19 protein-coding genes are annotated in these 22029 nt (G+C 64.8%); 12 read left to right on the forward strand and 7 right to left on the reverse strand.

Features of this window, described 5'->3' with window-relative positions:
* The first annotated feature begins 40 nt into the window (after positions 1–40).
* The gene (locus tag RHPLAN_RS07525; RefSeq protein ID WP_068015504.1) at positions 41–1012 is read left to right on the forward strand and encodes an amidohydrolase family protein; all 972 of its coding nucleotides are present in this window, start codon (positions 41–43) and stop codon (positions 1010–1012) included.
* Positions 1013–1025: 13 nt separating this feature from the next.
* Here RHPLAN_RS07525 and RHPLAN_RS07530 read toward each other — a convergent pair whose 3' ends face one another.
* The 5 genes from RHPLAN_RS07530 to RHPLAN_RS07550 all read right to left on the reverse strand — a co-directional run bounded on the left by RHPLAN_RS07530 (position 1026) and on the right by RHPLAN_RS07550 (position 7549).
* Positions 1026–2006: a Bug family tripartite tricarboxylate transporter substrate binding protein gene (locus tag RHPLAN_RS07530; protein WP_157100122.1), complete on the reverse strand. Its 981-nt coding sequence runs from the start codon at positions 2004–2006 to the stop codon at positions 1026–1028.
* A gap of 112 nt (positions 2007–2118) precedes the next feature.
* Positions 2119–3114: a Bug family tripartite tricarboxylate transporter substrate binding protein gene (locus tag RHPLAN_RS07535; protein WP_068015507.1), complete on the reverse strand. Its 996-nt coding sequence runs from the start codon at positions 3112–3114 to the stop codon at positions 2119–2121.
* Between the two features lie 115 nt (positions 3115–3229).
* Entirely contained in the window at positions 3230–4342 is a 1113-nt protein-coding gene (locus tag RHPLAN_RS07540; RefSeq protein ID WP_237180071.1) for a hypothetical protein, read from the reverse strand.
* A gap of 160 nt (positions 4343–4502) precedes the next feature.
* Positions 4503–5222, reverse strand: coding sequence for a class II aldolase/adducin family protein (locus RHPLAN_RS07545; protein WP_198164757.1), 720 nt, complete (start codon positions 5220–5222; stop codon positions 4503–4505).
* 5 nt (positions 5223–5227) lie between these two features.
* A complete protein-coding gene (locus RHPLAN_RS07550) occupies positions 5228–7549 on the reverse strand; it encodes a xanthine dehydrogenase family protein molybdopterin-binding subunit (protein WP_068015509.1) in 2322 nt (773 codons plus the stop codon).
* A 301-nt stretch (positions 7550–7850) separates the two neighbouring features.
* Here RHPLAN_RS07550 and RHPLAN_RS07555 point away from each other — a divergent pair, with 301 nt between their 5' ends.
* From RHPLAN_RS07555 to RHPLAN_RS07605, 11 genes are all read left to right on the forward strand, one after another.
* Positions 7851–9815 carry an AMP-binding protein gene (locus tag RHPLAN_RS07555; RefSeq protein ID WP_068015510.1) on the forward strand — a complete coding sequence of 655 codons (1965 nt, stop codon included), beginning with the start codon at positions 7851–7853 and terminating at the stop codon, positions 9813–9815.
* Between the two features lie 208 nt (positions 9816–10023).
* Positions 10024–10824 carry an ABC transporter ATP-binding protein gene (locus tag RHPLAN_RS07560; RefSeq protein WP_068015512.1) on the forward strand — a complete coding sequence of 267 codons (801 nt, stop codon included), beginning with the start codon at positions 10024–10026 and terminating at the stop codon, positions 10822–10824.
* 207 nt (positions 10825–11031) lie between these two features.
* Positions 11032–11961 carry a branched-chain amino acid ABC transporter permease gene (locus RHPLAN_RS07565; protein WP_068015513.1) on the forward strand — a complete coding sequence of 310 codons (930 nt, stop codon included), beginning with the start codon at positions 11032–11034 and terminating at the stop codon, positions 11959–11961.
* A 64-nt stretch (positions 11962–12025) separates the two neighbouring features.
* Positions 12026–13147: a branched-chain amino acid ABC transporter permease gene (locus RHPLAN_RS07570; RefSeq protein WP_068015514.1), complete on the forward strand. Its 1122-nt coding sequence runs from the start codon at positions 12026–12028 to the stop codon at positions 13145–13147.
* Between the two features lie 106 nt (positions 13148–13253).
* Positions 13254–14570, forward strand: a complete 1317-nt coding sequence (locus RHPLAN_RS07575) for an ABC transporter substrate-binding protein (RefSeq protein WP_237180072.1) — start codon at positions 13254–13256, stop codon at positions 14568–14570.
* 61 nt (positions 14571–14631) lie between these two features.
* Complete coding sequence (locus RHPLAN_RS07580; protein ID WP_068015516.1) at positions 14632–15471, forward strand: ABC transporter ATP-binding protein; 840 nt, start codon at positions 14632–14634, stop codon at positions 15469–15471.
* Between the two features lie 21 nt (positions 15472–15492).
* On the forward strand, positions 15493–16725 hold the full coding sequence (locus RHPLAN_RS07585) for a phenylacetate--CoA ligase family protein (RefSeq protein WP_068015521.1): 1233 nt from the start codon (positions 15493–15495) through the stop codon (positions 16723–16725).
* 80 nt (positions 16726–16805) lie between these two features.
* Entirely contained in the window at positions 16806–17126 is a 321-nt protein-coding gene (locus RHPLAN_RS07590) for a hypothetical protein (RefSeq protein WP_068015524.1), read from the forward strand.
* Between the two features lie 254 nt (positions 17127–17380).
* On the forward strand, positions 17381–18598 hold the full coding sequence (locus tag RHPLAN_RS07595) for an FAD-binding protein (protein ID WP_068015530.1): 1218 nt from the start codon (positions 17381–17383) through the stop codon (positions 18596–18598).
* Positions 18598–19887 carry a glycolate oxidase subunit GlcF gene (gene glcF, locus RHPLAN_RS07600; RefSeq protein WP_068030775.1) on the forward strand — a complete coding sequence of 430 codons (1290 nt, stop codon included), beginning with the start codon at positions 18598–18600 and terminating at the stop codon, positions 19885–19887. The genes RHPLAN_RS07595 and glcF overlap by 1 nt, the downstream gene beginning before the upstream one ends.
* A gap of 45 nt (positions 19888–19932) precedes the next feature.
* Positions 19933–20307 carry a hypothetical protein gene (locus RHPLAN_RS07605; protein ID WP_068015534.1) on the forward strand — a complete coding sequence of 125 codons (375 nt, stop codon included), beginning with the start codon at positions 19933–19935 and terminating at the stop codon, positions 20305–20307.
* 11 nt (positions 20308–20318) lie between these two features.
* Here RHPLAN_RS07605 and RHPLAN_RS07610 read toward each other — a convergent pair whose 3' ends face one another.
* Positions 20319–21008 carry a class II aldolase/adducin family protein gene (locus RHPLAN_RS07610; RefSeq protein ID WP_068015542.1) on the reverse strand — a complete coding sequence of 230 codons (690 nt, stop codon included), beginning with the start codon at positions 21006–21008 and terminating at the stop codon, positions 20319–20321.
* Positions 21009–21031: 23 nt separating this feature from the next.
* Positions 21032–22015, reverse strand: coding sequence for a Bug family tripartite tricarboxylate transporter substrate binding protein (locus RHPLAN_RS07615; protein WP_198164758.1), 984 nt, complete (start codon positions 22013–22015; stop codon positions 21032–21034).
* Positions 22016–22029: the final 14 nt, after the last annotated feature.

The following is a 22029-nucleotide window of genomic DNA, read 5'->3' on the forward strand; positions in this document are numbered from 1 at the left end:
CATCGTGCGGGTCCTTCACATTCGCACCGCTGGGCCTGCCATGAAAATCGATTGCCACATCCATGCGCTTCCCGAGCGCTCGATCGCGCTGCTGCGCCGCGATCCGGTCTACCGCGTCACGCTCGACGGCATGAAATGGCACGGCGGCAATTATCCGGACTTCACGATCACCGAGAAGTGGTTCGATCCTGAGACTGCGCTCGCCGGCATGACGGCGAATGGCGTCGACATGGGCATCATGTCGACGGCGCCGAAGCCTCTGTTCTACTACGAGGTCGATCTCGAACCCGCGGTGGCGATGTGCCGTGAGACCAACCTGGGTCTTGCCGAATATCAGGCGGCCAAGCCGCAGAACTTCCGCTGGATGGCGCATTTGCCGCTGCGTTATCCGAAAGCCGAGGTCGACATGCTCGATAAAGCCGCGGCCGCCGGCTGCTGCGGCGTGATCGCCGGCACCAGCATCGCGGGCCGCCGGCTCGACGAGCCGGATTACGAGATCTTCTGGTCGGCGGTCGAGCAACTCGACATGCCGGTGCTGCTGCATCCGGCCTATGAGCATGTCAGCCCCGGCATGGGCGACTTCTATCTCGGCTCGGTGATCGGCATGCCGACCGATGCCACCATCGCGCTGGAGCGCCTGATCTGCTCGGGCATGCTCGACCGGCATCCGAAGGCGCGCATTATCAGCGCGCTCGGCGGCGGCTTCTTTCCGTATCAGGTCGGCCGGCTGCGCCAGTGCATCTCATACCGGCCCGAGCTGAAGCACGTGAAGAAAGACCCGTGGGACTATGTCGGGCAGATCAAGTTCGACACCAACGTGCACGAGAACGCGAGCCTCAAATTCCTGATCGAGTTCGCCGGCGCCGATAACGTGATGCTCGGCACCGACTGGCCGTTCTCGACCGGGATCGACAATCCGTTCGGCATGCTCGATACCGCCGCCGGTGGTGCCGCGGCGATCAAGACGATCTCGGAGAGCGGCCCGGCCGCATACTTCAAGCTGAAAGCCTGAGCGGACCGATCCACTACTGCGTCACGATGTTGTTGGCGCGGATCACGTCGCCCCAGATTTTGATCTCACTCTTGAGCAGCGCAGCCGCTGCCTCCGGCGTCTGCTGCGCTGACGGAAACAGATCCATGCCGCCATCGTCGAAGGTCTTCTTCACCCGTGCGTCAGCCAGCGCAGTGCGGAGAGCGCCGTTGAGCCGGTCGACGATCGGTCGCGGCGTGCCGGCCGGTGCGAGCAGCATGTGCCAGAAGTCGAGATTGAGCTTCTTGTAGCCAAGCTCGCCCATGGTCGGCAGGTCGGGCAATCCCGCGAAGCGGTTGCGGCCGATGATGGCATAAGCCTTCAACTTGCCGGCTTTCACCAAAGGTCCCGCCACCACGGTCGACTGCGAGCTGATGTCGACCATCCCGGCCAGCAGATCATTGAGCGCAGGACCCGCGCCGCGATACGGCACCTGCGTGACGTTCACGCCGAGCTCTTCGGCGACCAGCACACCGGCGAGATGACCGAACGACCCCACGCCCGCATGCGCCATCTTGGCGTTGCGCCCAGGCTCCTTGAGCCAACGGATGAGTTCCTTGATGTTGTTCGGCGGCAGATCGCCGCGCGCCGCAAGCGCGGTGCCCGCGGTGTTGACGAGGCCTATGGTGACGAAGTCCTTCTCGGCATCGAGGGCGAGCTTGGGATACATCGTCATGCCGGCCGCGAGCGCCACCTGGTGCAGCAGGATGGTGTAGCCGTCAGGCGCGGTGTGCGCGGCGCGGCCCGCTGCGATCATGCCGCCGGCGCCACCGATGTTCTCGATGATGATCTGCTGCCCGAGCTTTTGCGACATGCTGTCCTGGATGATGCGGCCGATGGTGTCGGTCGCGCCGCCGGGCGGGTAGGGCACGATCATGGTGATCGGCCTGTTGGGATAGTCCTGCGCGGCGGCGGGCATGGCCGCGAAGCTCAATGCGAACAGCAGAAGCGAAGCGAGCTTGCAGGCGCGTGTCATGATGGACTCTCCCTCTGCGGCCACGCCGGAGACGTGGGCTCGGATTGTCGGTCATTTGCGATTGCGTTCGGTCAGTCCGGACTTGGCTCCAATGCGAATGGAAACGGGCGCACTATTGCGCCTGGATGTTGTTTTTGCGGATCACGTCGCCCCAGCGGGCGATCTCGCTCTTCAGCATGGCGGTGGCGATTTCGGGCGTTTCCCGGTCGGCGGGATAAACCTCCATGCCGGCCTTGGTGAAGGCGTCCTGGACCCTGGCGTCGGCGAGCGTCTGGCGCAGCGCTGCGTTCAATTGATCGACGATCGGCCGCGGCGTGCCGGACGGCGCGAACATGATATGCCAGAAATCGAGATCGAGATTCTTGTAGCCGGCCTCGACCAGGGTCGGCGCATCCGGCAGGCCCGCGAACCGGTTCTTGCCGACGATCGCATAGGCTTTCAGATATCCGGCCTTGACCTGCTCCGCGACCACTGCGGCCGACAGGCAGCTCAAGTCGGCATGGCCCGCGATCAAGTCGTTCAACGCCGGCCCGCCGCCGCGATAGGGAATCTGGTCGGCCTTGGCGCCGATCTCCTGCACGAACATCACGCCGCAGAGATGGCCGAAGGCGCCGACGCCTGCATGTGCGAACTTGGCGACGTGGCCGCCCTTCATCCAGGCGACAAGCTCCTTGATGGAATTTGGCGGCAGCGACTTGTGGCCGGCGACCACCGATGCGCTGGTGTTGACGAGACCGATGCCGGTCAGGTCTTTCGCAGCGTCAAACGTGGCGTTCGGATAGAGCGTCACGCCGGCCGCAAGCCCGACCTGATGAAGCAGCAGTGTATGGCCGTCGGGCGCAGCGCGGGCGACGCGGCCTGCGCCAATGAGCCCGCCGGCGCCGCCGACATTCTCGATCACGATCTGCTGGCCGAGCCGTTGCGACATCGGGTCGATCAGGATGCGCGCGATGGCGTCGGTCGCGCCGCCGGCCGGGAACGGCACCACCAGCGTGATCGGATGGCTGGGATAGCTCTGCGCGGAAGCCTCGCCGGAGGCCCAAACGTCACCCGAAATCCATGCGGCGACGGCCAACAGCAGCCACGCGAGCTTGCGTGCCCTGACCATGCGTCTCTCCCATCCCGCCACGCGTCTGATGCTCGCAGTCGGCTCGCCTTGTCGGCGTTATGGAGGGCAGTCTAGACCGTTATTCCGCCGGCTGAACAGGGCAGGGTGCCGGGCTTTAAAACGCCTGCGCCAGCTCTTTTGCGCCCGCTGACTGGGACGCGCTGTCCATCTTTCTGTCGATCGCCTCGAACAGCGCCGCGACGTTGCCGGTGCGCCGCGCGATGGGATTGCGCTCATAGCCGCCGCGCTGGAAAAAGTTCGAGGTCGGTACCTGGGGCCGGAACTCCAATGGCATCGTCACCATATCGAAGCCGTTGCCGTCGCCGGTGAAGTTCATCAATTCCAGTTCGGCTGCGGTCAACGGCCGTTGCAGTCCTTTGGCGCGGGCGAACATCACGGAGTCGAGGAGCTTCTGGGTTTGCAGCAGCGGACCGATGTCGCGATCGAGGATGGCCGCGTGGGTGCCCTTGCCGCCGTCGGTGAACTTGGCGAGCTTGTCGTGCTCGCTCCATGAATTCGGCACGGTGCGGGTGAAGGCGACCATGTTCCGCAGCGCCGCGATCTTGCGATTCATCGCGCTGCGTTCGGCACCGGTGAGCCGCGAAGCCTGCAGCGTCAGCGCCGAGATGAACTTGTCGCCGTGCTCGGCAAACAGGCTCACGGTATTGGTGCTGAGCAATTGGTTGTAGCCGATCGCGGGCGAGATCGGCCGGGCATCCTTGCGCGTCGAGATCAGTCCAGCCTGCGAGTCGTAGCCGCCATTGCCGCCGGTCTCGAACGCGTAGATGCGCACCGCCTGCTCGCGGGTCAGGCCCGCCGCCGCCGCGACCTTGGCGTAGGCGAGCTTGAAATCACCTTCGGTCCTCGGCCGGTCCGGCGCAAAGTTGAACCGTTCGGCCGCGACCTTCAGGAATTCGGGAATGGTCGGGATCGGCACCGGCGGCTTCTGCGGATCGCGTTGCGGTGGCACATAGTCCGATGGCCGCGGCGGTCCCGAATAGACCGGCGGCTGGGTCAGCACATAGTCGTCGAGCACGATGGCGGTTCCGCTGCGGCGCTTCGCGAAGCGCAGCCGCCGCTTGTCGATGGTCGACTGCCAATAGGCCTCGGCCTCCTGCTCATAGGCGGTGCGGGCGCGGATATAGGCTTCGACCGCGGGACTCACCGCCGCGATCTGGTCGTATTGCTGCTGCGCGGACACCGGCATGGCAGCGCTGAGCAAAGCCACCGCGACAAGCCAAGCCGGAATGTGTCGGAATCGATGTTGCATTACGTTCGTGCTGCCGGTCGCAGAATCACGACCGTCACGGAATCATAACACAATGCGCCTCATCGATGACCGGACTGGGGCAGAGTGACACACCGCGCTTCGGTATGATGGAACCGCGTCAGCCTGCCGCCTTCTCGCGGCGCTTGGCGCGCCGCACCAGATAATCGAAGTTCACCACGAACTGGTCCGGCCGGCTGATGTCGTGCTTGAGCTGCTCGATATCTTTCGCGGGGAACTCCGGCGCAGTCTCGCCGGCCGCCTCCATGATCATCTGAATCTGCGCGGCGTTCTCGAACATGATGGTGCGGATCACCACCTCGTCGATGGTCGGTGCGGCGGTGACGATGCCGTGGTTCTTCAGCATCACCACGCTGTGCGGCCCGAGCGCCTTGGCGACGCCGGCGCCCATCTCGGTGGTGCGGATCAGGTTGATGGTGTCGGTGTAGAGCCCGACCGCGTTGGCGAACAGCGCGGCCGGCTGGCTCAGCACCTTGAGCGGCCGGCCGGTGCCGGACCAGGCGATCGAATAGGTCGGATGGGTGTGCAGGATGCAGTTCACATCCGGCCGCACCTTGAAGATCTCCGAATGAATGAAAACCTCGCTGTGGCGGCGCGAGGTGCCGGCCACGACCTTGCCGTCGAGATCGATGGTCAGGATGTTCTCGTGCGTGATCTCGTCGAGCCCGAGGCTGTGGCACTTCATGAAGAACAGCTTCGGATTGTCGGGCAGCCGGAACGAGATGTGGCCGCGCGTGAAGTCGTCCTGGCCTTCGTTGACGAGCACCTTGCCCGCCCAGATCATTTTTTCCTTGATCTCGGCATGGGTCATTCCAGTCATTGTTCTTATCCTGCTTTGCCGTTGCCGATCGCCCGCCACACCACTTCGGGCGTGGCAGGCATTGCGATGTGTTTCACCCCGAACTCCGCCAGCGCATCGACCAGAGCGTTGGCCACCGCCGGCATCGCGCCGACGCAGCCGGCTTCGCCCGCGCCTTTGACGCCGAGCGGATTGGTCTTGGTCGGCACCGGGTTGGCCTTCACCTCGATCGCGCAGAAGTCATGGGCGCGCGGCATCGCGTAGTCCATGAACGAGCCCGTGGTGAGCTGGCCGTCGCCGTCGAAGTTGATGTCCTCTTTCAGGATCTGGCCGACGCCCATCGCGACGCCGCCGACGATCTGGCCCTTGAGCAGCAGCGGATTCATCACCGTGCCGACGTCGTCGACCACGCTGTACTTCACCACTTCGACGCGGCCGGTCTCCGGATCGATCTCGACCTCGCAGACATGCACGCCGTTCGGGAAGTTCTCCACATCGGCGCGATAGATCGCGGTGGCGAACAGGCCGGCCTCCATATCCTTGGGGAGCTTTGCCGGATTGGCGGCGTTCTCGGCCACTTCCTTGATGGTGATGGTCTGGTTGGTCTTGGTTGAGGAGAAGATGCCCTCGTTGAAGTTCACGTCTGCCACGTCGACCTTCAGCGCATGCGCCGCGATGGCCTTGCCCTTGGCGATTACCTTGTCGGAAGCCTGGAAGAACGCCGAACCCGACATGGTGGCGGAACGCGAGCCGCCGGTGCCTTCGCCGAAGAACACCTTGTCGGTGTCGCCCTGGATGTACTCGATGTCGTTCGGATGGATGCCGAGCTTGTCGGCGACCACCTGTTTGAACGTCGTCTCGTGGCCCTGGCCCTGGTTGATGCTGCCCGAGAAGATCTGCACCGTGCCGCCGCGGTCGAAGCGGACTTCGGCGCCTTCGAGGCTCGGCGCAGCCGCGCGCTCGATGGTGTTCGACATGCCGAGACCGCGGAGCTTGCCGTTCTTCTTGGACTCGGCCTTGCGCTTTTCGAAGCCCGCCACGTCGGCAAGCTTCAGCGCGAGGTCCATGCCCTTCTCGAACTCACCGGAGTCGTAGGTGAAGGTCAGGCTGGTCTTGAACGGCATGGCATTGGGCGGGATGTAGTTCTTGCGGCGCAGCTCGGCCGGATCGATGCCGAGCTGTTTCGCCGCCACATCGACCATGCGCTCGATGACGTACGCGGCCTCCGGCCTGCCGTTGCCGCGGTAAGGACGGCACGGTTGCGTGTGGGTGAACACCGCGGTCGATTCGACATACATCGCGGGCGTCCGGTAGACGCCGGCGAGCGTGCCGAGATTGCCGGTATAGGCCTGGAAGCCCATTTGCAGATAGGCGCCGGCATTGACGAAGGACGACACCCGGAACGCGAGGAAGGTGCCGTCCTTGTCCAGCGCGAGTTCGGCGTCGGTGACGTTATCGCGCGCCATGGCGTCGGACAGGAACGCCTCCGAGCGCGTGCTCATCCACTTCACCGGCCGGCCGATCTTTTTCGACGCGAGCAGGACCAGCGGCACCTCGTTATAGACCGCCGACTTCATGCCGAAGCTGCCGCCGATGTCAGGCGCCACCACGCGCACCTTGTGCTCCGGCACCTTGAGCACGAGCTTCGCAAGCTCGGTGCGGTACGGATGGGCGCGCTGCAGCGTGGTGTAGATCGTGTAGCTGTCGGTGATGGCGTTGTAGTCGCCGACCGAGCCGCGCGGTTCCATCGAGGCGGTGGTCACGCGGTTGATGACGAGATGCTCTTTGACGATATGCGCAGCCTTTTTGAAGGCCTCCTCGGTCTTGGCCTTGTCGCCATGGATCGCCGTGAAACAGATGTTGTCCTTGCAGTCGTCCCAGACCAGCGCCGCGCCGGACTTGGCCGCGTCGGCCGTGCCCAGCACCGCCGGCAGCGGTTCGTACTCGACCTCGATCAGTTCGCAAGCGTCCATCGCCTGGTTTTTGGTCTCGGCCGCAACGAAGGCGACATAGTCGCCGACGAAACGAACGGTGTCCTTCACCAGCGCCGGATAGCGCGGCTTGTAGTTCGGCGAGCCGTCGCGGCGCTTATGGGTGACCGGCACGGGCAGGTCGCCCCAGCCGGACTTGATCCAGTCCTCGCCGGTCAGCACCACCAGCACGCCGGGCGCGGCCTGGGCCTTGCTGATGTCGATCGATTTGATCCTGGCGTGAGCATGGGGCGAGCGCAGCACATGGCCGAACGCCATGCCCGGCAACGTGATGTCGTCGACATATTTGCCGCCGCCGCGCAGCAGCCTCGGGTCCTCGAAACGCGGCACCCCCTGACCGATCGCAAACTCACCCATCGCAGTCCTCGCCTTGACGTCACGCACGGGCCTGACCCGTGCACCCGTCCCTAATTGGATGGCCGGGCACACCTGCCCGGCCACGACCGATTTCAATCAGCCTGCCGGACATTTAGCACATGCGAAGGCCTTTGACTCAGCCTTTGGTTGGGGTGCGGCTCTGCAAGGCTTGACCACTTTGCGGCGGTCTATTCTTATCGACGGAACGACCCGCCGAGGGGAAACGGCGGGAAGAGGGGAACGACAAGGGGCCGTGGCGTGTGCCGCCACGCGCCTATGGGAGGCAACGGTGGCGAGCAACATGCCCGCGCCGGCGGATACCTTTCCGAAGCTGCTCCTGCGCAACGCGCGCGCGTTCGGCGAACGGCCGGCAATGCGCCATAAGGACCTCGGCATCTGGCAGACCTGGACCTGGGTCGAGATGCGCGACGAGGTGCTGGCGCTGGCCGCGGGCCTGCACCGGCTCGGACTGAAACGCGGCGAGACGGTCGCGATCGTCGGCGCCAACCGGCCGAAGCTCTACTGGTCGGTCGCGGCCGTGCAGGCGCTGGGCGCCATTCCGGTGCCGGTCTATGCCGACGCGGTGGCGGACGAACTGGCCTACGTGCTCGCTCACGCCGAAGTGCGGCTCGCGGCCGTTCAGGATCAGGAGCAGGTCGACAAGATTCTCTCCGTTTCGGAGCGAGTGCCGAAGCTCGAGAAGATGATCTATGACGAGCCGCGGGGCCTGCGCGATTACGATCATGCCAATCTGCATGCAATCGCCGACATCATCGATGACGGCCGCGCTTCGCTGAAGCAGGACGCGAATTTCGCGGCCTTGATCGACGCCGAAATCGCTGCAGGCAAAGGCTCCGACACCTCGATCATCCTCTACACTTCGGGCACCACCGGCCAATCGAAGGGCGTGGTTCTGTCGGGCGAGCGCTGTATCGCGGCGGGTTCAGATACGGTCACCTTCGATGGCCTGAACGAGCGCGACGAAGCGCTGGCCTATCTGCCCCTGGCCTGGGTCGGCGATCATTACCTGAACTACGCGCAGGGGATGGTGGCGGGCTTCTGCATGGCCTGTCCGGAAAGCACCGACACCGCGATGGCCGACCTGCGTGAGATCGGTCCGACTTTCTTTTTCGCGCCGCCCCGCACCTTCGAGCAGATGCTGACCCGCCTGATGATCCGCATGGAGGATGCGGGCTTCATCAAGCGCAAGCTGTTCCACTATTTCATCGGCGTGGCACGGCGCTACGGCGAGGCGATCCTCAACAAGCAGCCGGTGCCGTTGACGGGCCGGCTGCTGTATGGGCTCGGCAATCTCCTGATCTACGGCCCGCTGAAAAACGTGCTCGGGCTTTCCAACGTTCGCATCGCCTACACGGCGGGCGAGGCGATCGGGCCCGACCTGTTCTCGTTCTATCGCTCGCTTGGGTTGAACCTGAAGCAGCTCTACGGCCAGACCGAAGCGTTCCTCTATCTCACGGCGCAGCCCGACGGGCAGATTTATGCGGACACCGTCGGCCCGGCGCTACCGAACGTCGATCTTCGTATTGCCGAGAACGGCGAGGTGCAGTTCAAATCGCCCGGCATGTTCGTCAGCTACTTCAAGGATGACTTGAAGACCCGCGAGGCGCTCACGCCCGACGGTTTCGTGAAGACCGGCGACGCAGGCTTCTTCGACAGCAAGACCGGGCACCTGAAAATCATCGATCGCGCCAAGGACGTCGGCAAGCTTCGAGACGGCACGCTGTTTCCGCCGAAGTACATCGAAAACAAGCTCAAGTTCTTTCCCAACATCCGCGAGGTCGTGGCCTATGGCGACGGGCGGGATTTCGCAGCCGTGATGATCAACATCGATCTCACCGCGGTCGGAAGCTGGGCCGAGCGCAACAACGTGGTCTACGGCTCCTATCAGGAACTCGCCGGCCATCCGCTGGTCTACGACATGATCCAGCAGAACATCGAGGAGACCAACCGCTCCCTGGCCGAGGATCCGGTGACGGCCGGCGCGCAGGTGAAACGCTTCCTGATCCTGCACAAGGAGCTCGACGCCGACGACGGTGAGGTGACGCGCACCCAGAAGGTGCGCCGCGGCTTCGTCGCCGAGCGTTACGCGCCGCTGATCAATGCGCTCTATGACGGTTCGTCCGAGGCGGACATTTCCACGCAGGTGACGTTCGAGGACGGCCGCAAGGGCACCATCTCGGCGCGGGTGAAAATCCGCGATGCCGCCACCGTGCCGGTCACGCCCGCCATGGGGAAGGCGGCATGATCTTGCGCCACTCGCAAAGCTCTCGCTTCACCTCCCCCTGGAGGGGGGAGGTCGGCGAGCCTCAAGCGCGTTTACGCGCGTCTTCGACGCGCTATGGCGCGCCGGGTGGGAGTGAACTTTCGGTACCCACAACATCACCCCACCCCGACGCGCTTCGCGCGTCGACCCTCCCCCTCCAGGGGAGGGTTGGCACTTGTGGTGTTGCGCGATGAGGGCCCCCGCCGCCAGCGATATTGCGGCGGGCGAAGTGTTGCTCTCGGTCGAGAATGTGTCGCTGTCGTTCGGCGGCGTGCGCGCGATCCGCGACGTTTCGTTCGACATCAGGAAAGGCGAGGTGCGCGCCATCATCGGTCCGAACGGCGCCGGCAAGACCTCGATGCTCAACGTCATCAACGGCTTCTATCACCCGCAGCAGGGCCGCATCACCTTTAAGGGCAAGACCCGCCCCAGGATGCGGCCGCACGACGCCGCGCGCGGCGGCATCGCCCGCACCTTTCAGAATGTCGCGCTGTTCAAGGGCATGAGCGCGCTCGACAACATCATGGCCGGCCGCACGCTGAAGATGCGCCACGGCATGCTGTGGCAGATCCTGCGCGTTGGGCCCGCGCTCAACGAGGAGATTGCGCACCGGCATCGGGTCGAGGAGATCATCGACTTCCTCGAGATCGAAGCGATCCGCAAGGTGCCGGTGGCGCGGCTGCCTTACGGCCTACAGAAGCGCGTCGAGCTCGGCAGGGCGCTGGCGATGGAGCCCGATCTGCTGCTCCTCGACGAGCCGATGGCCGGCATGAACCTCGAAGAGAAGGAGGATATGTCGCGCTTCATCATCGACGTGAACGACCATTTCGGCACGACGATCGCGTTGATCGAGCACGATATGGGCGTGGTGATGGACCTTTCGGATCGTGTCGTCGTGCTCGACCACGGCGTCAAGATCGCCGACGGCACGCCGGACGAGGTGAAGAGCAACCAGGACGTGATCGACGCGTATCTGGGAGTGGCGCATTGATGACCAGTACTCCGATCGTAGCTTTACGCCGACCTCATCCTGAGGAGCATCGCTATAAGCGCGTTTACGCGCGTCTGCGACGCGCTATGGCGATGCGTCTCGAAGGATGGGGTCGCCACCGAATGCGCGGCCATCCTTCGAGACGCGGCCTTCGGCCGCTCCTCAGGATGAGGTCGGAGTATTTTGGCGGAGTGGGGAGGCAGTAACATGGTTGCCTTCGGCCAGTTCCTCGAAGTCTTCATCAGCGGGCTCCTCGCCGGCGTGCTCTATTCGCTCGTCGCGCTGGGCTTCGTGCTGATCTTCAAGGCCTCGGGCGTGTTCAACTTCGCGCAGGGCGCCATGGTGCTGCTCGCGGGTCTGGCGCTCGTGCGCTCGCTCGATTTTCTGGTCGCGAAGGGCTTCCCGCTCTGGGGTGCGATTGCGCTGGGCTTGCTGTTCGCCGCTGTCATCATGGCGATTACTGCCTGGATCGTGGAGCGCTTCGTACTGGGGCCGCTGGTCAATCAGGACGCGCTGACGCTGTTCATGTCGACCATCGGCATCACCTTCATGATCGAAGGCGGCGCGCAGATGATGTTCGGTGCGGACGTCTATCCGCTCAAGCTGTTTCCGACCGATGCCTGGTTCCTGTTCGGAAATGTTTTCGACGGCGGCATTCTTGTGAACAAGCTCGACGTCTGGGGCGGGCTCATCGCGGCCGTTCTCGTCGGGGGGCTCGCGCTGTTTTTCCAGCGCACCAAGACCGGGCGCGCGTTGCGCGCGGTTGCCGACGATCACGCCGCCGCGCAGTCGGTCGGCATTCCGCTCAACTGGATCTGGTTTGTCGTCTGGCTGGTCGCCGGCCTGGTCGCGCTTGTCGCCGCGACCGTGTGGGGCACGAAGCTCGGCGTACAGTTCTCGATCACCTTCCTGGCGCTGAAGGCGCTGCCGGTGCTGATCATCGGAGGTTTCACCTCGGTGCCGGGCGCGATCGTCGGCGGCTTGATCGCCGGCGCGGGCGAGAAGCTCGCCGAGGCTTATCTTGGCCCGATCATCGGCGGTGGCATCGAATACTGGTTCGCTTACGTGCTGGCGCTGGTCGTGCTGCTGATGCGGCCGCAGGGCTTGTTCGGCGAACGCATCATCGAGAGGATATGAGGGGCGCATGATCACGAAAAGTGGGCGCCGGTTTTCGGATCAGATCATGCGCAAAGGGTGAAACGTGCTTTATCGGGAGACAGGCCAGTTCAAGACCAGCTACGCAGCCGACATGGCGATCTTTCCGATCCGCCAGGATCGCATCGCATTCTGGATTCTGCTGGCAGTCGCCTTCATTGCCGTGCCGGTGCTCGATGCGTACCAGCTCTGGCCGTTGCGCGGCGAATACCTCATCCGCGCGATTCTGATCCCGTTCCTGATCCTGGCGCTCGCCGCGATCGGCCTCAACATCCTCACGGGTTATTGCGGCCAGCTTTCGCTCGGCAGCGGCGCGTTCATGGCGGTCGGCGCCTATAGCGCCTACAAGTTCGCGACCGGCGTGCACATTCCGCTGGATATCCTCACCATCAGCATTCCGCCGCTGCCGGTGCTGCCGTCGATCCTGCTCGGCGGGCTCATGTCGGCCGTGGTCGGCATCCTGTTCGGCGTGCCAAGTCTGCGCATCAAAGGGCTTTACCTCGCAGTCGCGACGCTCGCGGCGCAGTTTTTCTTCGACTGGCTGTTCATTCGCGTGCCGTGGTTCACCAACTACACGCCGTCCGGCTCGGTCACCGCGCCGGAACTCAACTTCTTCGGCTTCTACGCCAACAAACCGATCGAAAAATATCTGGTGTGCCTCATCTTCGTGACTCTGTTCGCGCTGATGGCGAAGAATCTCACGCGCGGCAACATCGGCCGGCAATGGATGGCGATCCGCGACATGGATATCGCGGCCGAACTCATGGGCATCCGGCCGCTTTATGCTAAGCTTTCGGCCTTCGCGGTGTCGTCGTTCATGATCGGCGTTGCCGGCGCCTTGTGGGCCTTCATCTATCTCGGCTCCTGGGAGCCGCTCGCCTTCAACATCGACCGCTCGTTCCAGCTTCTGTTCATGGTGATCATCGGCGGGCTTGGCTCGATCCTGGGCTCGTTCATGGGCGCGGCGTTTATCCTGGTGCTGCCGATCATGCTGGATCAGGTGCCGCACGCGCTTGGCATGCCGCTGTCGGTCGAGACGATGTCACTCACGGTCTTTGTCGTGATCGGCGCATTGATCTGCTGGCTGCTGATCGTCGAGCCCCACGGCTTTGCTAGACTTTGGTCGACCGGCAAGGAGAAGCTCCGGCTCTGGCCTTACCCCTATTGAGGGCATAGGCTGGAACTCAAATCATGGTGCGAAGCGGCGCGCCGCACCGGCCGAAAAACAAGCGCCTCGAGAGCGGGCAACAAGCCAGCCTGACAGGGAGAAAAGCATGATGAAGGTCACCTTGGCTTTCGCCGCCGCGTTGGGCGCTGCGGCGATCGCGACGCCAGCCATGGCGCAGCCGCAGGAACAATTTATTCCGGCGCTGGTCTACCGAACGGGCCCTTATGCGCCGAACGGCATTCCGTTTGCCGACGGCGTCGCCGACTACTGGACGCTGCTCAACGAGCGCGACGGCGGCATCAACGGCGTGAAAATCACCTTCGAGGAATGCGAAACCGGCTACGCCACCGACAAGGGCGTCGAGTGCTATGAGCGCCTGAAGAGCAAGGGCCCGACCGGCGCGAGCTATTTCTCGCCGCTCTCCACCGGCATCACCTTCGCGCTGACCGAGAAGGTGCCGGGCGACAAGATTCCGCTCTTGACCATGGGCTATGGCCGGTCGGAGAGCCGCAACGGCGCGGTGTTCCCCTGGAACTTCATCGCGGTCGGCAGCTATTGGACCGCGGCCGATGTCGCGATCCAGCACATCGCCCACGAGCTTGGCGGCATGGACAAGCTCAAGGGCAAGAAGATCAGCCTCGTCTATCACGACAGCCCCTACGGCAAGGAGCCGATCCCGGCGCTAGAAGCGCGCGCAGCCAAGAACGGCTTCACCTTCAAGGCCATTCCGGTTACCCATCCGGGCGTCGAGCAGAAGTCGCAGTGGCTCGCGATCCGCCAGGACCGCCCCGACTACGTGCTGCTGTGGGGCTGGGGCGTGATGAACTCGACCGCCATCAAGGAAGCCGCGGCGGTGGGTTACCCGCGCGAGAAAATGATCGGTGTGTGGTGGTCGGGCGCCGAGCCGGATGTGACGCCGGCCGGCGATCAGTCGAAGGGCTACAAGGCGCTGATGCTTCAGCACGGCGCCGGCAAGTTCAAGGTGCACGCGGATCTCGACAAGTTCGTTGTCGGCAAGGGCAAGTCGGCCGCCAAGGATGACTACGCCCAGGTGCTCTACAATCGCGGTATTCTTAACTCGATGATCGGCACCGAGGCGATCCGCACCGCGATGAAGAAGTTTGGCAACAAGCCGATGACCGGCGAGCAGATCCGCTGGGGCTTCGAGAATCTCGATCTCACCGCCGCGCGCATCAAGGAGCTGGGCTTCGAAGGCATGCTGCAGCCGCTCAAGTTCAGCTGCCAGGACCACCAGGGCGCCGACGAGGCGCGCGCCCAGCAGTGGGACGGCAAGGAGTGGAAGGTGATCTCCGGCTACTACAAGGCCGATCTGTCGATCCTCGACCCGATGGTCAAGGATCTGTCGGCCAAATACGCGACCGAGAAGAAGATCACGCCGCGCGATTGCTCGAAGGAAAGTTGATCGATGGAAAACAGGCGGCGGCCGAAACCGCCGCCTGTTGTGCTCTGAAGGGCGACACGCGATGGCATCCGCCGCACCCGCTGCCAGCACCGCGATCGAGCCAGCCTTCCTCTCGGTGAACAACATCGAGGTGGTCTATAGCCATGTCATCCTGGTGCTGAAGGGGGTCTCGCTCGCGGTGCCCAAGGGCGGCATCGTGGCGCTGCTCGGCGCCAACGGCGCCGGCAAGACCACGACGCTCAAGGCGATCTCCAATCTGCTGCATGCCGAGCGCGGCGAAGTCACCAAAGGCTCGATCGAATTCGACGGCGCGGTGGTGCATTCGCTGTCGCCGAATGATCTGGTCACCCGCGGCTGCATCCAGGTCATGGAAGGCCGCCGCTGCTTCGCGCATCTGACCGTGGAAGAGAATCTCCTTACCGGCGCCTTCACGCGCCGCGACGGCAAGGGCGCGGTCGCGGCCGATCTCGACAAGGTCTATTCGTATTTCCCGCGGCTGAAAGAGCGCCGCGGCTCGACCGCGGGCTACACATCCGGCGGCGAGCAGCAGATGTGCGCGGTCGGCCGTGCGCTGATGTCGCGGCCGAAGATGATCCTGCTCGACGAGCCCTCGATGGGGCTCGCGCCACAGGTCGTCGAAGAGATTTTCGAGATCGTCAAAAGCCTGAACGACAAGGAAGGCGTCAGTTTTTTGCTTGCCGAGCAGAACACCAACATGGCGCTGAAATACGCCCGCTATGGTTATATCCTGGAGAACGGGCGCGTGGTGATGGACGGCGAGGCCAAGGCGTTGCGCGAGAACGAAGACGTCAAGGAGTTCTATCTCGGTGTGGCCGAGGGCAAGCGGAAGTCATTCCGCGACGTGAAGCACTACAAGCGCCGCAAGCGCTGGCTGGCGTGATCCGGCGCAGAGGCCAGGATCATGTCCGATCACTATGACACCCTGGAAACCCGCGAGCCCGCCGCGCGCGAGCGCGAGCAGTTCGCGAAGCTGCCGGAGGCGTTGACGCAGGCGATTGTTGCGCCCGGCTGGGCGCGACAGCTCGCCGGCGTCGACCCCAAGTCGGTCACTTCGCGTGCCGCGCTCGCGAAATTGCCGGTGCTGCGCAAGTCCGAGCTGCTGGCGCGCCAGAAAGAGACCCCGCCGTTCGGCGGCTTCAACACTAGGCCGCCCGGCCGCGCCAGGCGGCTGATGATGTCGCCTGGTCCGATCTTCGAGCCGGAAGGCTTCGGCACCGACTGGTGGGGCTGTGCGCGCGCCTGCTTCGCCGCGGGGTTCCGCTTGGGTGACGTGGTGCTCAACAGCTTTGCCTATCATCTGACGCCGGGCGGCTTCATCATGGAGTCGGGTGCGGCAGCGATCGGCTGCGCCGTGATCGCGGCCGGCCCCGGCAACACCGAGCAGCAGCTTGAGGCCATCGCGCATTACCGGCCGGTGGCCTATCTGGGCACGCCGGACTTCCTGAAGATTTTGTTGGATGCCGCGGCGCAGGCCGGCAAGGACGTCTCCTCGATCAAGCGCGCGCTGGTGTCGGGCGCGGCGCTGCCGGCAACGCTCCGCGACGAGCTTGGCGGTCGGGGCGTTGCGGTGCTGCAATGCTACGCCACAGCCGAGCTCGGCATCGTCGCTTATGAAAGCGCTGGGCGCGAAGGCATGATCGTCAACGAGCATCTCATTCTGGAGATCGTCCGGCCCGGCACGGGCGATCCCGTGGCCGACGGCGAGGTCGGCGAGGTGGTGGTCACCACCTTCAATCCCGATTATCCGATGATCCGGCTTGCCACCGGCGACCTTTCAGCGGTGTTGCCCGGCGCCTCGCCGTGCGGCCGCACCAACATGCGCATCAAGGGCTGGATGGGCCGCGCCGATCAGACCACCAAGGTGAAGGGCATGTTCGTGCGGCCCGAGCAGATCGCCGAGGTGGTGCGGCGTTACCCGGCGGTCGGCCGGGTGCTGCTCGTCGTGACGCGCGCGAGCGAGCAGGATGCGATGGTCTTGATGGCCGAATGCGCGGCGCCGGACGCGTCATTGGTGGAGGCGCTGACTGCGGCTGTGCAATCGGTCACCAAACTTCGCGGTGAGGTGAAGCTTGTGGCGCCGGGCACGCTCCCCAATGACGGCAAGGTGATCGCCGACGAGCGGCCGGTGGGTTGATTGCGGCGGGCCTTGTTTTCACCGGCTTTGCGGCTAGGTTGGCGCGGCCGTCCTGGCCTTTGACGAAAGCGAGACATCCCATGCGTCTGTCCGGTGTGATTGCGGCTCTGCTGATCGTCGCGCCGCTTGGCGCCGGCACGGCTGTGGCGCAGCCGTTCCAGCCCTACGCGGGTCAGACCTGGTGGGGCGGGCGGCCCAACACGCCGCCTGCAGGGTGGTGCTTGAATGCGAATTCGGGTGCTGGCCGGGTCGAAGAGGATTGCTCCTTCTCGTCTTACAGGGCCTGCCGGTTTGCGCTGGGCAATGCGAACAACGGTTTCTGCACCCAGAGCTACAACTATGCCGGCCCACCGCCCGCGCCGCCGCGCAAGAGCAAGAAGAAGCGCCGCATTCACTACTGAGTTCAGACGCTCTTCCGGGGCGCAGCGGTCCATCCCCGACTCATCCTGAGGAGGCGCGAAGCGCCGTCTCGAAGGATGGGGCGGCCCGTCCGATCTCGGGTTTACCCGAGATCGGCATTCTAAGCGCACAAGTCGGGTAAACCCGACTTGTGACGTTCGAGACGCATTGCTCCTCACCATGAGGCCGGGTCAGAGCGCTGTTCGCTGCACCACAAGGCTGGCGATGATGCGTCCTTCCGTTGCATAACAATGGAATGACCGACGCGCTCAAGCCTCGCGACGCCAAGGACGTGCAGGACGCCGTTCAATGGGCGCTGTCCGAGGGCAAGACGCTCGAGGTCGTCGGCCGTGGTTCGAAGCGCGCGCTCGGCCGGCCGAGCCAGTCCGACCTGACGCTCGATCTGTCCGGGCTTTCCGGCGTTACGCTCTATGAGCCTGAGGAACTGGTGCTGTCCGCCAAGGCCGGCACGCCGATCGCCGAGATCGAGGCGCTGGTCGCGGAGCGTGGTCAGCAGCTGGACTTCGAGCCGATGGACTACGGTCCGGTGCTGGGCTCCGACCCAGGCTCAGGCTCGCTCGGTGGCGCGCTCGCCGCCAATCTGTCCGGTCCCCGACGGATCAAGGCCGGCGCGGCACGCGATCATTTTCTCGGCGTGTCCGCGGTGTCCGGCCGCGGCGAAGCCTTCAAGTCCGGCGGGCGCGTGGTCAAAAACGTCACCGGTTACGATCTCTGCAAGCTGCTCGCCGGCTCCTGGGGCACGCTCGCCGCGATGATCGACGTGACGATCAAGACATTGCCGAGGCCCGAGACCGAGGCGAGCGTCGTGGTCGCGGGCCTCGATGATGCCCGCGCCACGCAGGCCATGGCGGCGGCGATGGGCTCGTCCTGCGATGTGTCGGCGGCGGCGCATTTGCCCCGCAACATGGTGGTGAACGTTGGCGGACTCTATATGGTGGAGGCTGCGACCGTATTCCGCTTGGAGGGAGTCGCGCCGTCGGTGCATCACCGCAAGGCCGCGTTGACTGCGCTGCTCAAGCCATTTGGTTCTATCGACCAGGCCGACGAAAGCCATTCGCGGACGCTGTGGCGGAGCATTCGCGACGCGAAGCCCTTCTGGGCCAGCGCGGTGTCAGGCGAGTGGCCGCTGTGGCGCGTCTCCACCGCGCCGACCCGCGGCCACGAACTCGCGGCGATGCTGCCCCAGGGCGCGCAATGGTTCTATGACTGGGCCGGCGGCCTTCTCTGGATCGCGTTGCCGCCGTCGAATGACGGAGGCGCCGCCGCGATCCGCCGCGCCGTATCGAAAATCGGCGGCCATGCCACGCTCGTTCGTGCGCCGGCTGCCGTGCGCGCTGCCGTCGAGGTGTTCGAACTGCAGAAGGGGGCGCTCGCAGGCGTGAGCAAACGCGTCAAGGAGAGCTTCGATCCCAAGGGTGTGCTCAACCCGGGCCGGATGTGGGCGGGGGTCTGATGCAAACGACCTTCACCCTGGCGCAGCTTGCCGATCCGAACATCGCCGAGGCCGACAAGATCCTCCGCGCCTGCGTGCATTGCGGCTTCTGCACCGCGACCTGCCCGACCTATGTACTGCTCGGCGACGAGCGCGACTCGCCGCGCGGCCGCATCTACCTGATCAAGGAGATGCTGGAGCAGGACCGTCCCGCCACGGTCGAAGTGGTCACCCACATCGACCGTTGCCTTTCGTGCCTGTCCTGCATGACGACATGCCCGTCCGGTGTGCACTACATGCATCTGGTCGATCATGCCCGCGCTCATGTCGAGGCGACCTATCGGCGCCCGCTGCTCGACCGGCTGATGCGCGAGTTCCTTGCCAACGTCATGCCGTATCCGCGCCGGCTGCGGCTCGCGATGCTGGCGTCGGCGCTGGCGCGGCCCTTCGCGCCGCTGCTGTCGCTGGTCGGGTTGAAGCCGTTGGCTGCGGCGCTGCGCCTCGCGCCGCGCGGCAAGCCGGCCGCTATGACTGATCCGGGCGTGTATCCGGCGCAAGGCGCGCGCCGGGCGCGGGTCGCGGTTCTTGCCGGCTGTGCCAACGAAGCGCTGACGCCATCGATCACCCAGGCCGCGATCCGTGTGCTCAACCGGAATGGCGTCGAGGCCGTGATCGTGCCGGACGCCGGCTGCTGCGGCTCGCTCGAGCATCACATGGGCCGCGAGGAGGGTGCTTTCGCCAAGGCGCGTGCTAATGTCGACGCCTGGAGCCGTGAGATCGAGGCGCGGGGCCTCGATGCCATCCTGGTGACATTGTCGGGCTGCGGCACCACCGTGAAGGACTACGGCTTCATGCTGCGCAACGATCCCGCCTATGCGGCCAAGGCCGCCAAGGTGTCGTCGCTGGCGAAGGACGTGTGCGAGTATCTCGCCACGCTCGATGTCACCGCGTCCGCGCCGCGTCCGCTCACCGTCGCTTACCACTCGGCCTGCTCGCTTCAGCACGGCCAGAAGCTGCATCGGGAACCGAAGGGCCTGCTCGCGGCTTGTGGCTTCACGGTCAAGGAGGTGCCGGAGGCGCATCTGTGTTGTGGCTCGGCCGGCACTTACAATATCCTTCAGCCGGAACTCGCCACGCGTTTGCGCGACCGCAAGATCGGTAACATCGCCAAGACCGCGCCCGACGTGATCGCGGCCGGCAATATCGGCTGCATCGCTCAGATCGCCTCGGGCACGACAATCCCGGTGGTGCATTCGGTTGAACTGATTGATTGGGCCACCGGCGGACCGGTGCCCGAAGTTTTGAAATAGCGTGTCGAAGTCTGATCCAACGTTGCAAACGGCAGGGAGGACGAAGTGGCAAAGAAGCGCAAGGCGAAGAAGGTCAAGTCCCGGAAGAGCAAGGCGAAAGTTGCCAAACGCCGCGTGAAGGCCGCGCCGGCGCGCAAGAAGAAGGTCAAGGCAGCGGCCAGAAAGCCAGCCAAAAAACCGGCCAAGAAGCCCGCCAAGAAGCCCGCGCTGAAAGCAACCAAAGCCAAGGCGGCAAAGCCGAAACCCGCGCCGCACCGCAAGGCTGAAACCAGCCTCCCACCCAGCATAGCCGCTGCGCCACCGGCTCCGATGGCGACCGGACCCGCCGTGACGCCGATGACGCCGCGGCCGACGCCATTTCCGTCATCGGTGCCGGAGGACAATCCGACACCCTCGCCGGACGGTGCGACCGGAAGCTAGGGCGTCCGCTCCTACAGCGCGACCTTGCGCTCGTAGAATTTCCAGAGCAGGTCGAACAGCCGTGGATTGAACGTGCCCGCGGCGCAGTCGCGCGCCTCCTCGTCACTGAGCGGAATGGCGCCGCCTGCGACGTCGGCCTGAAGCATGATCTGCGCGTTCTCTTCGAGGAACGTGCAAGCGAAGAACGCTTCCTCGGCGCTCGCGCCTGCCACCACGGTGCCGTGGCCGCGCATCTGCGCGACCAGATGACCGCCGAGCGTCTTCGACAGGTCGCTCGCCTGCGCGTCGTTCACCACCAGGCGCGGATTGTTCCAGGTGGGCACGCCAGTGCAGAGGAACGAGCCGTGCAGGAACACCGGCTTCAACGGTTTGCCGGCGATCGCTACCGCGCGCGCATGCGGCGCATGCAGATGGCAGACGCACATCGCATCGGGCCGGTCGCGATGGATCTGGGTGTGGATGCGCCACTCCAGCGGAATGAGCCCGCCGGGATGCTCGATGATGGTGCCGTCGATGTTGTAGACGAAGATGTGCTCGGGCCGGACCGTGCTTTTTTCCGTGCTGGCGCCGGGGCTGATGAAGCACTTGTCGGTGCCGGGCACGCGGATCGAGACGTGGCCGAACATGCCGATGGTGCCTTGCAGGCCCAGCATTCGGGTCAGCGTCGCGGTCTTGGCGCGCAATGTCGCTTCGTCGGTCATCACAATCTCCGGTAGGAAAAGGGCTACAGCGATTTGGCGGCGCCGGCGCGCTCGATCAGAGCGCCCCAACGCGCGATCTCCGCGGCGAGGAATTTCTGTATTTCGTCGGGCGGCGGGCTTTTCTCCGGCAGCGCACCGATATTGGTGATCAGGGTCTGGACCTCCGGCTCCTGCGTCGCGATCGAAATCTCGTTGGCCAGAAGATCGATGACCGGCCGTGGCGTCGCCGACGGCGCCGAGATGATCGTCCAGCCGACCGCGTCGAAGCCGGGCACGCCGGCCTCCGCGATGGTCGGCACGTCGGGCATCGCGGGCACACGTTCGGTGGAGGTCACGCCGAGCGCGCGGACCTGGCCGCCTCTCAGAAGCACCGAGGCCGGGCCGACATCGGCGAACATCAACGCCACATGGCCCGCCATCACGTCGTTGAGCGCAAGCGGCGAGCCGCGATAGGCGACGCCGTTCATCTTGGTGCCGGTCATGGTCTGGAACAGCTCGGCCGCAAGCTGAATCGCCGAGCCGGGACCCCCATGGGCGTAATCGAGCGCGCCGGGCTTCTGCTTGAGCAGGGCAATCAAATCGGCAACCGATTTGGCCGGCCGCTCAGGGTTCACCACCAGCACCAGCGGCGTGCGGAAGATGTAAGAGACGGACTGCAAGTCCTTCAGCGTGTCGAACGGCAGGCTCTTGAACAGCGTCGGATTGGCCGCAAGCGAACTGGCGGAGGCAAGAAGCGTCAGCCCGTCCGGATTGGCTTTGGCCACGTAGCCGGTGGCGATTGCGCCGCCGGCGCCGGCCTTGTTCTCGACGATGACGGCCCGGCCGAGCCGCGCCTGCATCTTCGCCGCGACGGCCCGCATCACCACGTCGGTGCTGCCACCGGCCGGGAACGAGACGACGAACGTGATGGTGCCAGCCGGCAATTCAGCGGCTGCGGCTTTCGCGCGCCAGGGTGCAAGCGCGGTCGCAAGCAGCGGAGCCGCAAGCAAGGACCGTCGTGTCAGCATCATATCCTCCCGTA

This window comes from Rhodoplanes sp. Z2-YC6860 (assembly GCF_001579845.1).
Taxonomy (GTDB): Bacteria; Pseudomonadota; Alphaproteobacteria; order Rhizobiales; family Xanthobacteraceae; genus Z2-YC6860.

Coding starts and splice junctions, on each gene's coding strand:
- RHPLAN_RS07525 (WP_068015504.1), top strand. CDS start 41: ATGAAAATCGATTGCCACATCCATGCGCTTCCCGAGCGCTCGATCGCG.
- RHPLAN_RS07530 (WP_157100122.1), bottom strand. CDS start 2,006: ATGACACGCGCCTGCAAGCTCGCTTCGCTTCTGCTGTTCGCATTGAGC.
- RHPLAN_RS07535 (WP_068015507.1), bottom strand. CDS start 3,114: ATGGTCAGGGCACGCAAGCTCGCGTGGCTGCTGTTGGCCGTCGCCGCA.
- RHPLAN_RS07545 (WP_198164757.1), bottom strand. CDS start 5,222: ATGACTGGAATGACCCATGCCGAGATCAAGGAAAAAATGATCTGGGCG.
- RHPLAN_RS07550 (WP_068015509.1), bottom strand. CDS start 7,549: ATGGGTGAGTTTGCGATCGGTCAGGGGGTGCCGCGTTTCGAGGACCCG.
- RHPLAN_RS07555 (WP_068015510.1), top strand. CDS start 7,851: ATGCCCGCGCCGGCGGATACCTTTCCGAAGCTGCTCCTGCGCAACGCG.
- RHPLAN_RS07560 (WP_068015512.1), top strand. CDS start 10,024: ATGAGGGCCCCCGCCGCCAGCGATATTGCGGCGGGCGAAGTGTTGCTC.
- RHPLAN_RS07565 (WP_068015513.1), top strand. CDS start 11,032: ATGGTTGCCTTCGGCCAGTTCCTCGAAGTCTTCATCAGCGGGCTCCTC.
- RHPLAN_RS07575 (WP_237180072.1), top strand. CDS start 13,254: ATGATGAAGGTCACCTTGGCTTTCGCCGCCGCGTTGGGCGCTGCGGCG.
- RHPLAN_RS07580 (WP_068015516.1), top strand. CDS start 14,632: ATGGCATCCGCCGCACCCGCTGCCAGCACCGCGATCGAGCCAGCCTTC.
- RHPLAN_RS07585 (WP_068015521.1), top strand. CDS start 15,493: ATGTCCGATCACTATGACACCCTGGAAACCCGCGAGCCCGCCGCGCGC.
- RHPLAN_RS07590 (WP_068015524.1), top strand. CDS start 16,806: ATGCGTCTGTCCGGTGTGATTGCGGCTCTGCTGATCGTCGCGCCGCTT.
- RHPLAN_RS07595 (WP_068015530.1), top strand. CDS start 17,381: ATGACCGACGCGCTCAAGCCTCGCGACGCCAAGGACGTGCAGGACGCC.
- glcF (WP_068030775.1), top strand. CDS start 18,598: ATGCAAACGACCTTCACCCTGGCGCAGCTTGCCGATCCGAACATCGCC.
- RHPLAN_RS07610 (WP_068015542.1), bottom strand. CDS start 21,008: ATGACCGACGAAGCGACATTGCGCGCCAAGACCGCGACGCTGACCCGA.
- RHPLAN_RS07615 (WP_198164758.1), bottom strand. CDS start 22,015: ATGCTGACACGACGGTCCTTGCTTGCGGCTCCGCTGCTTGCGACCGCG.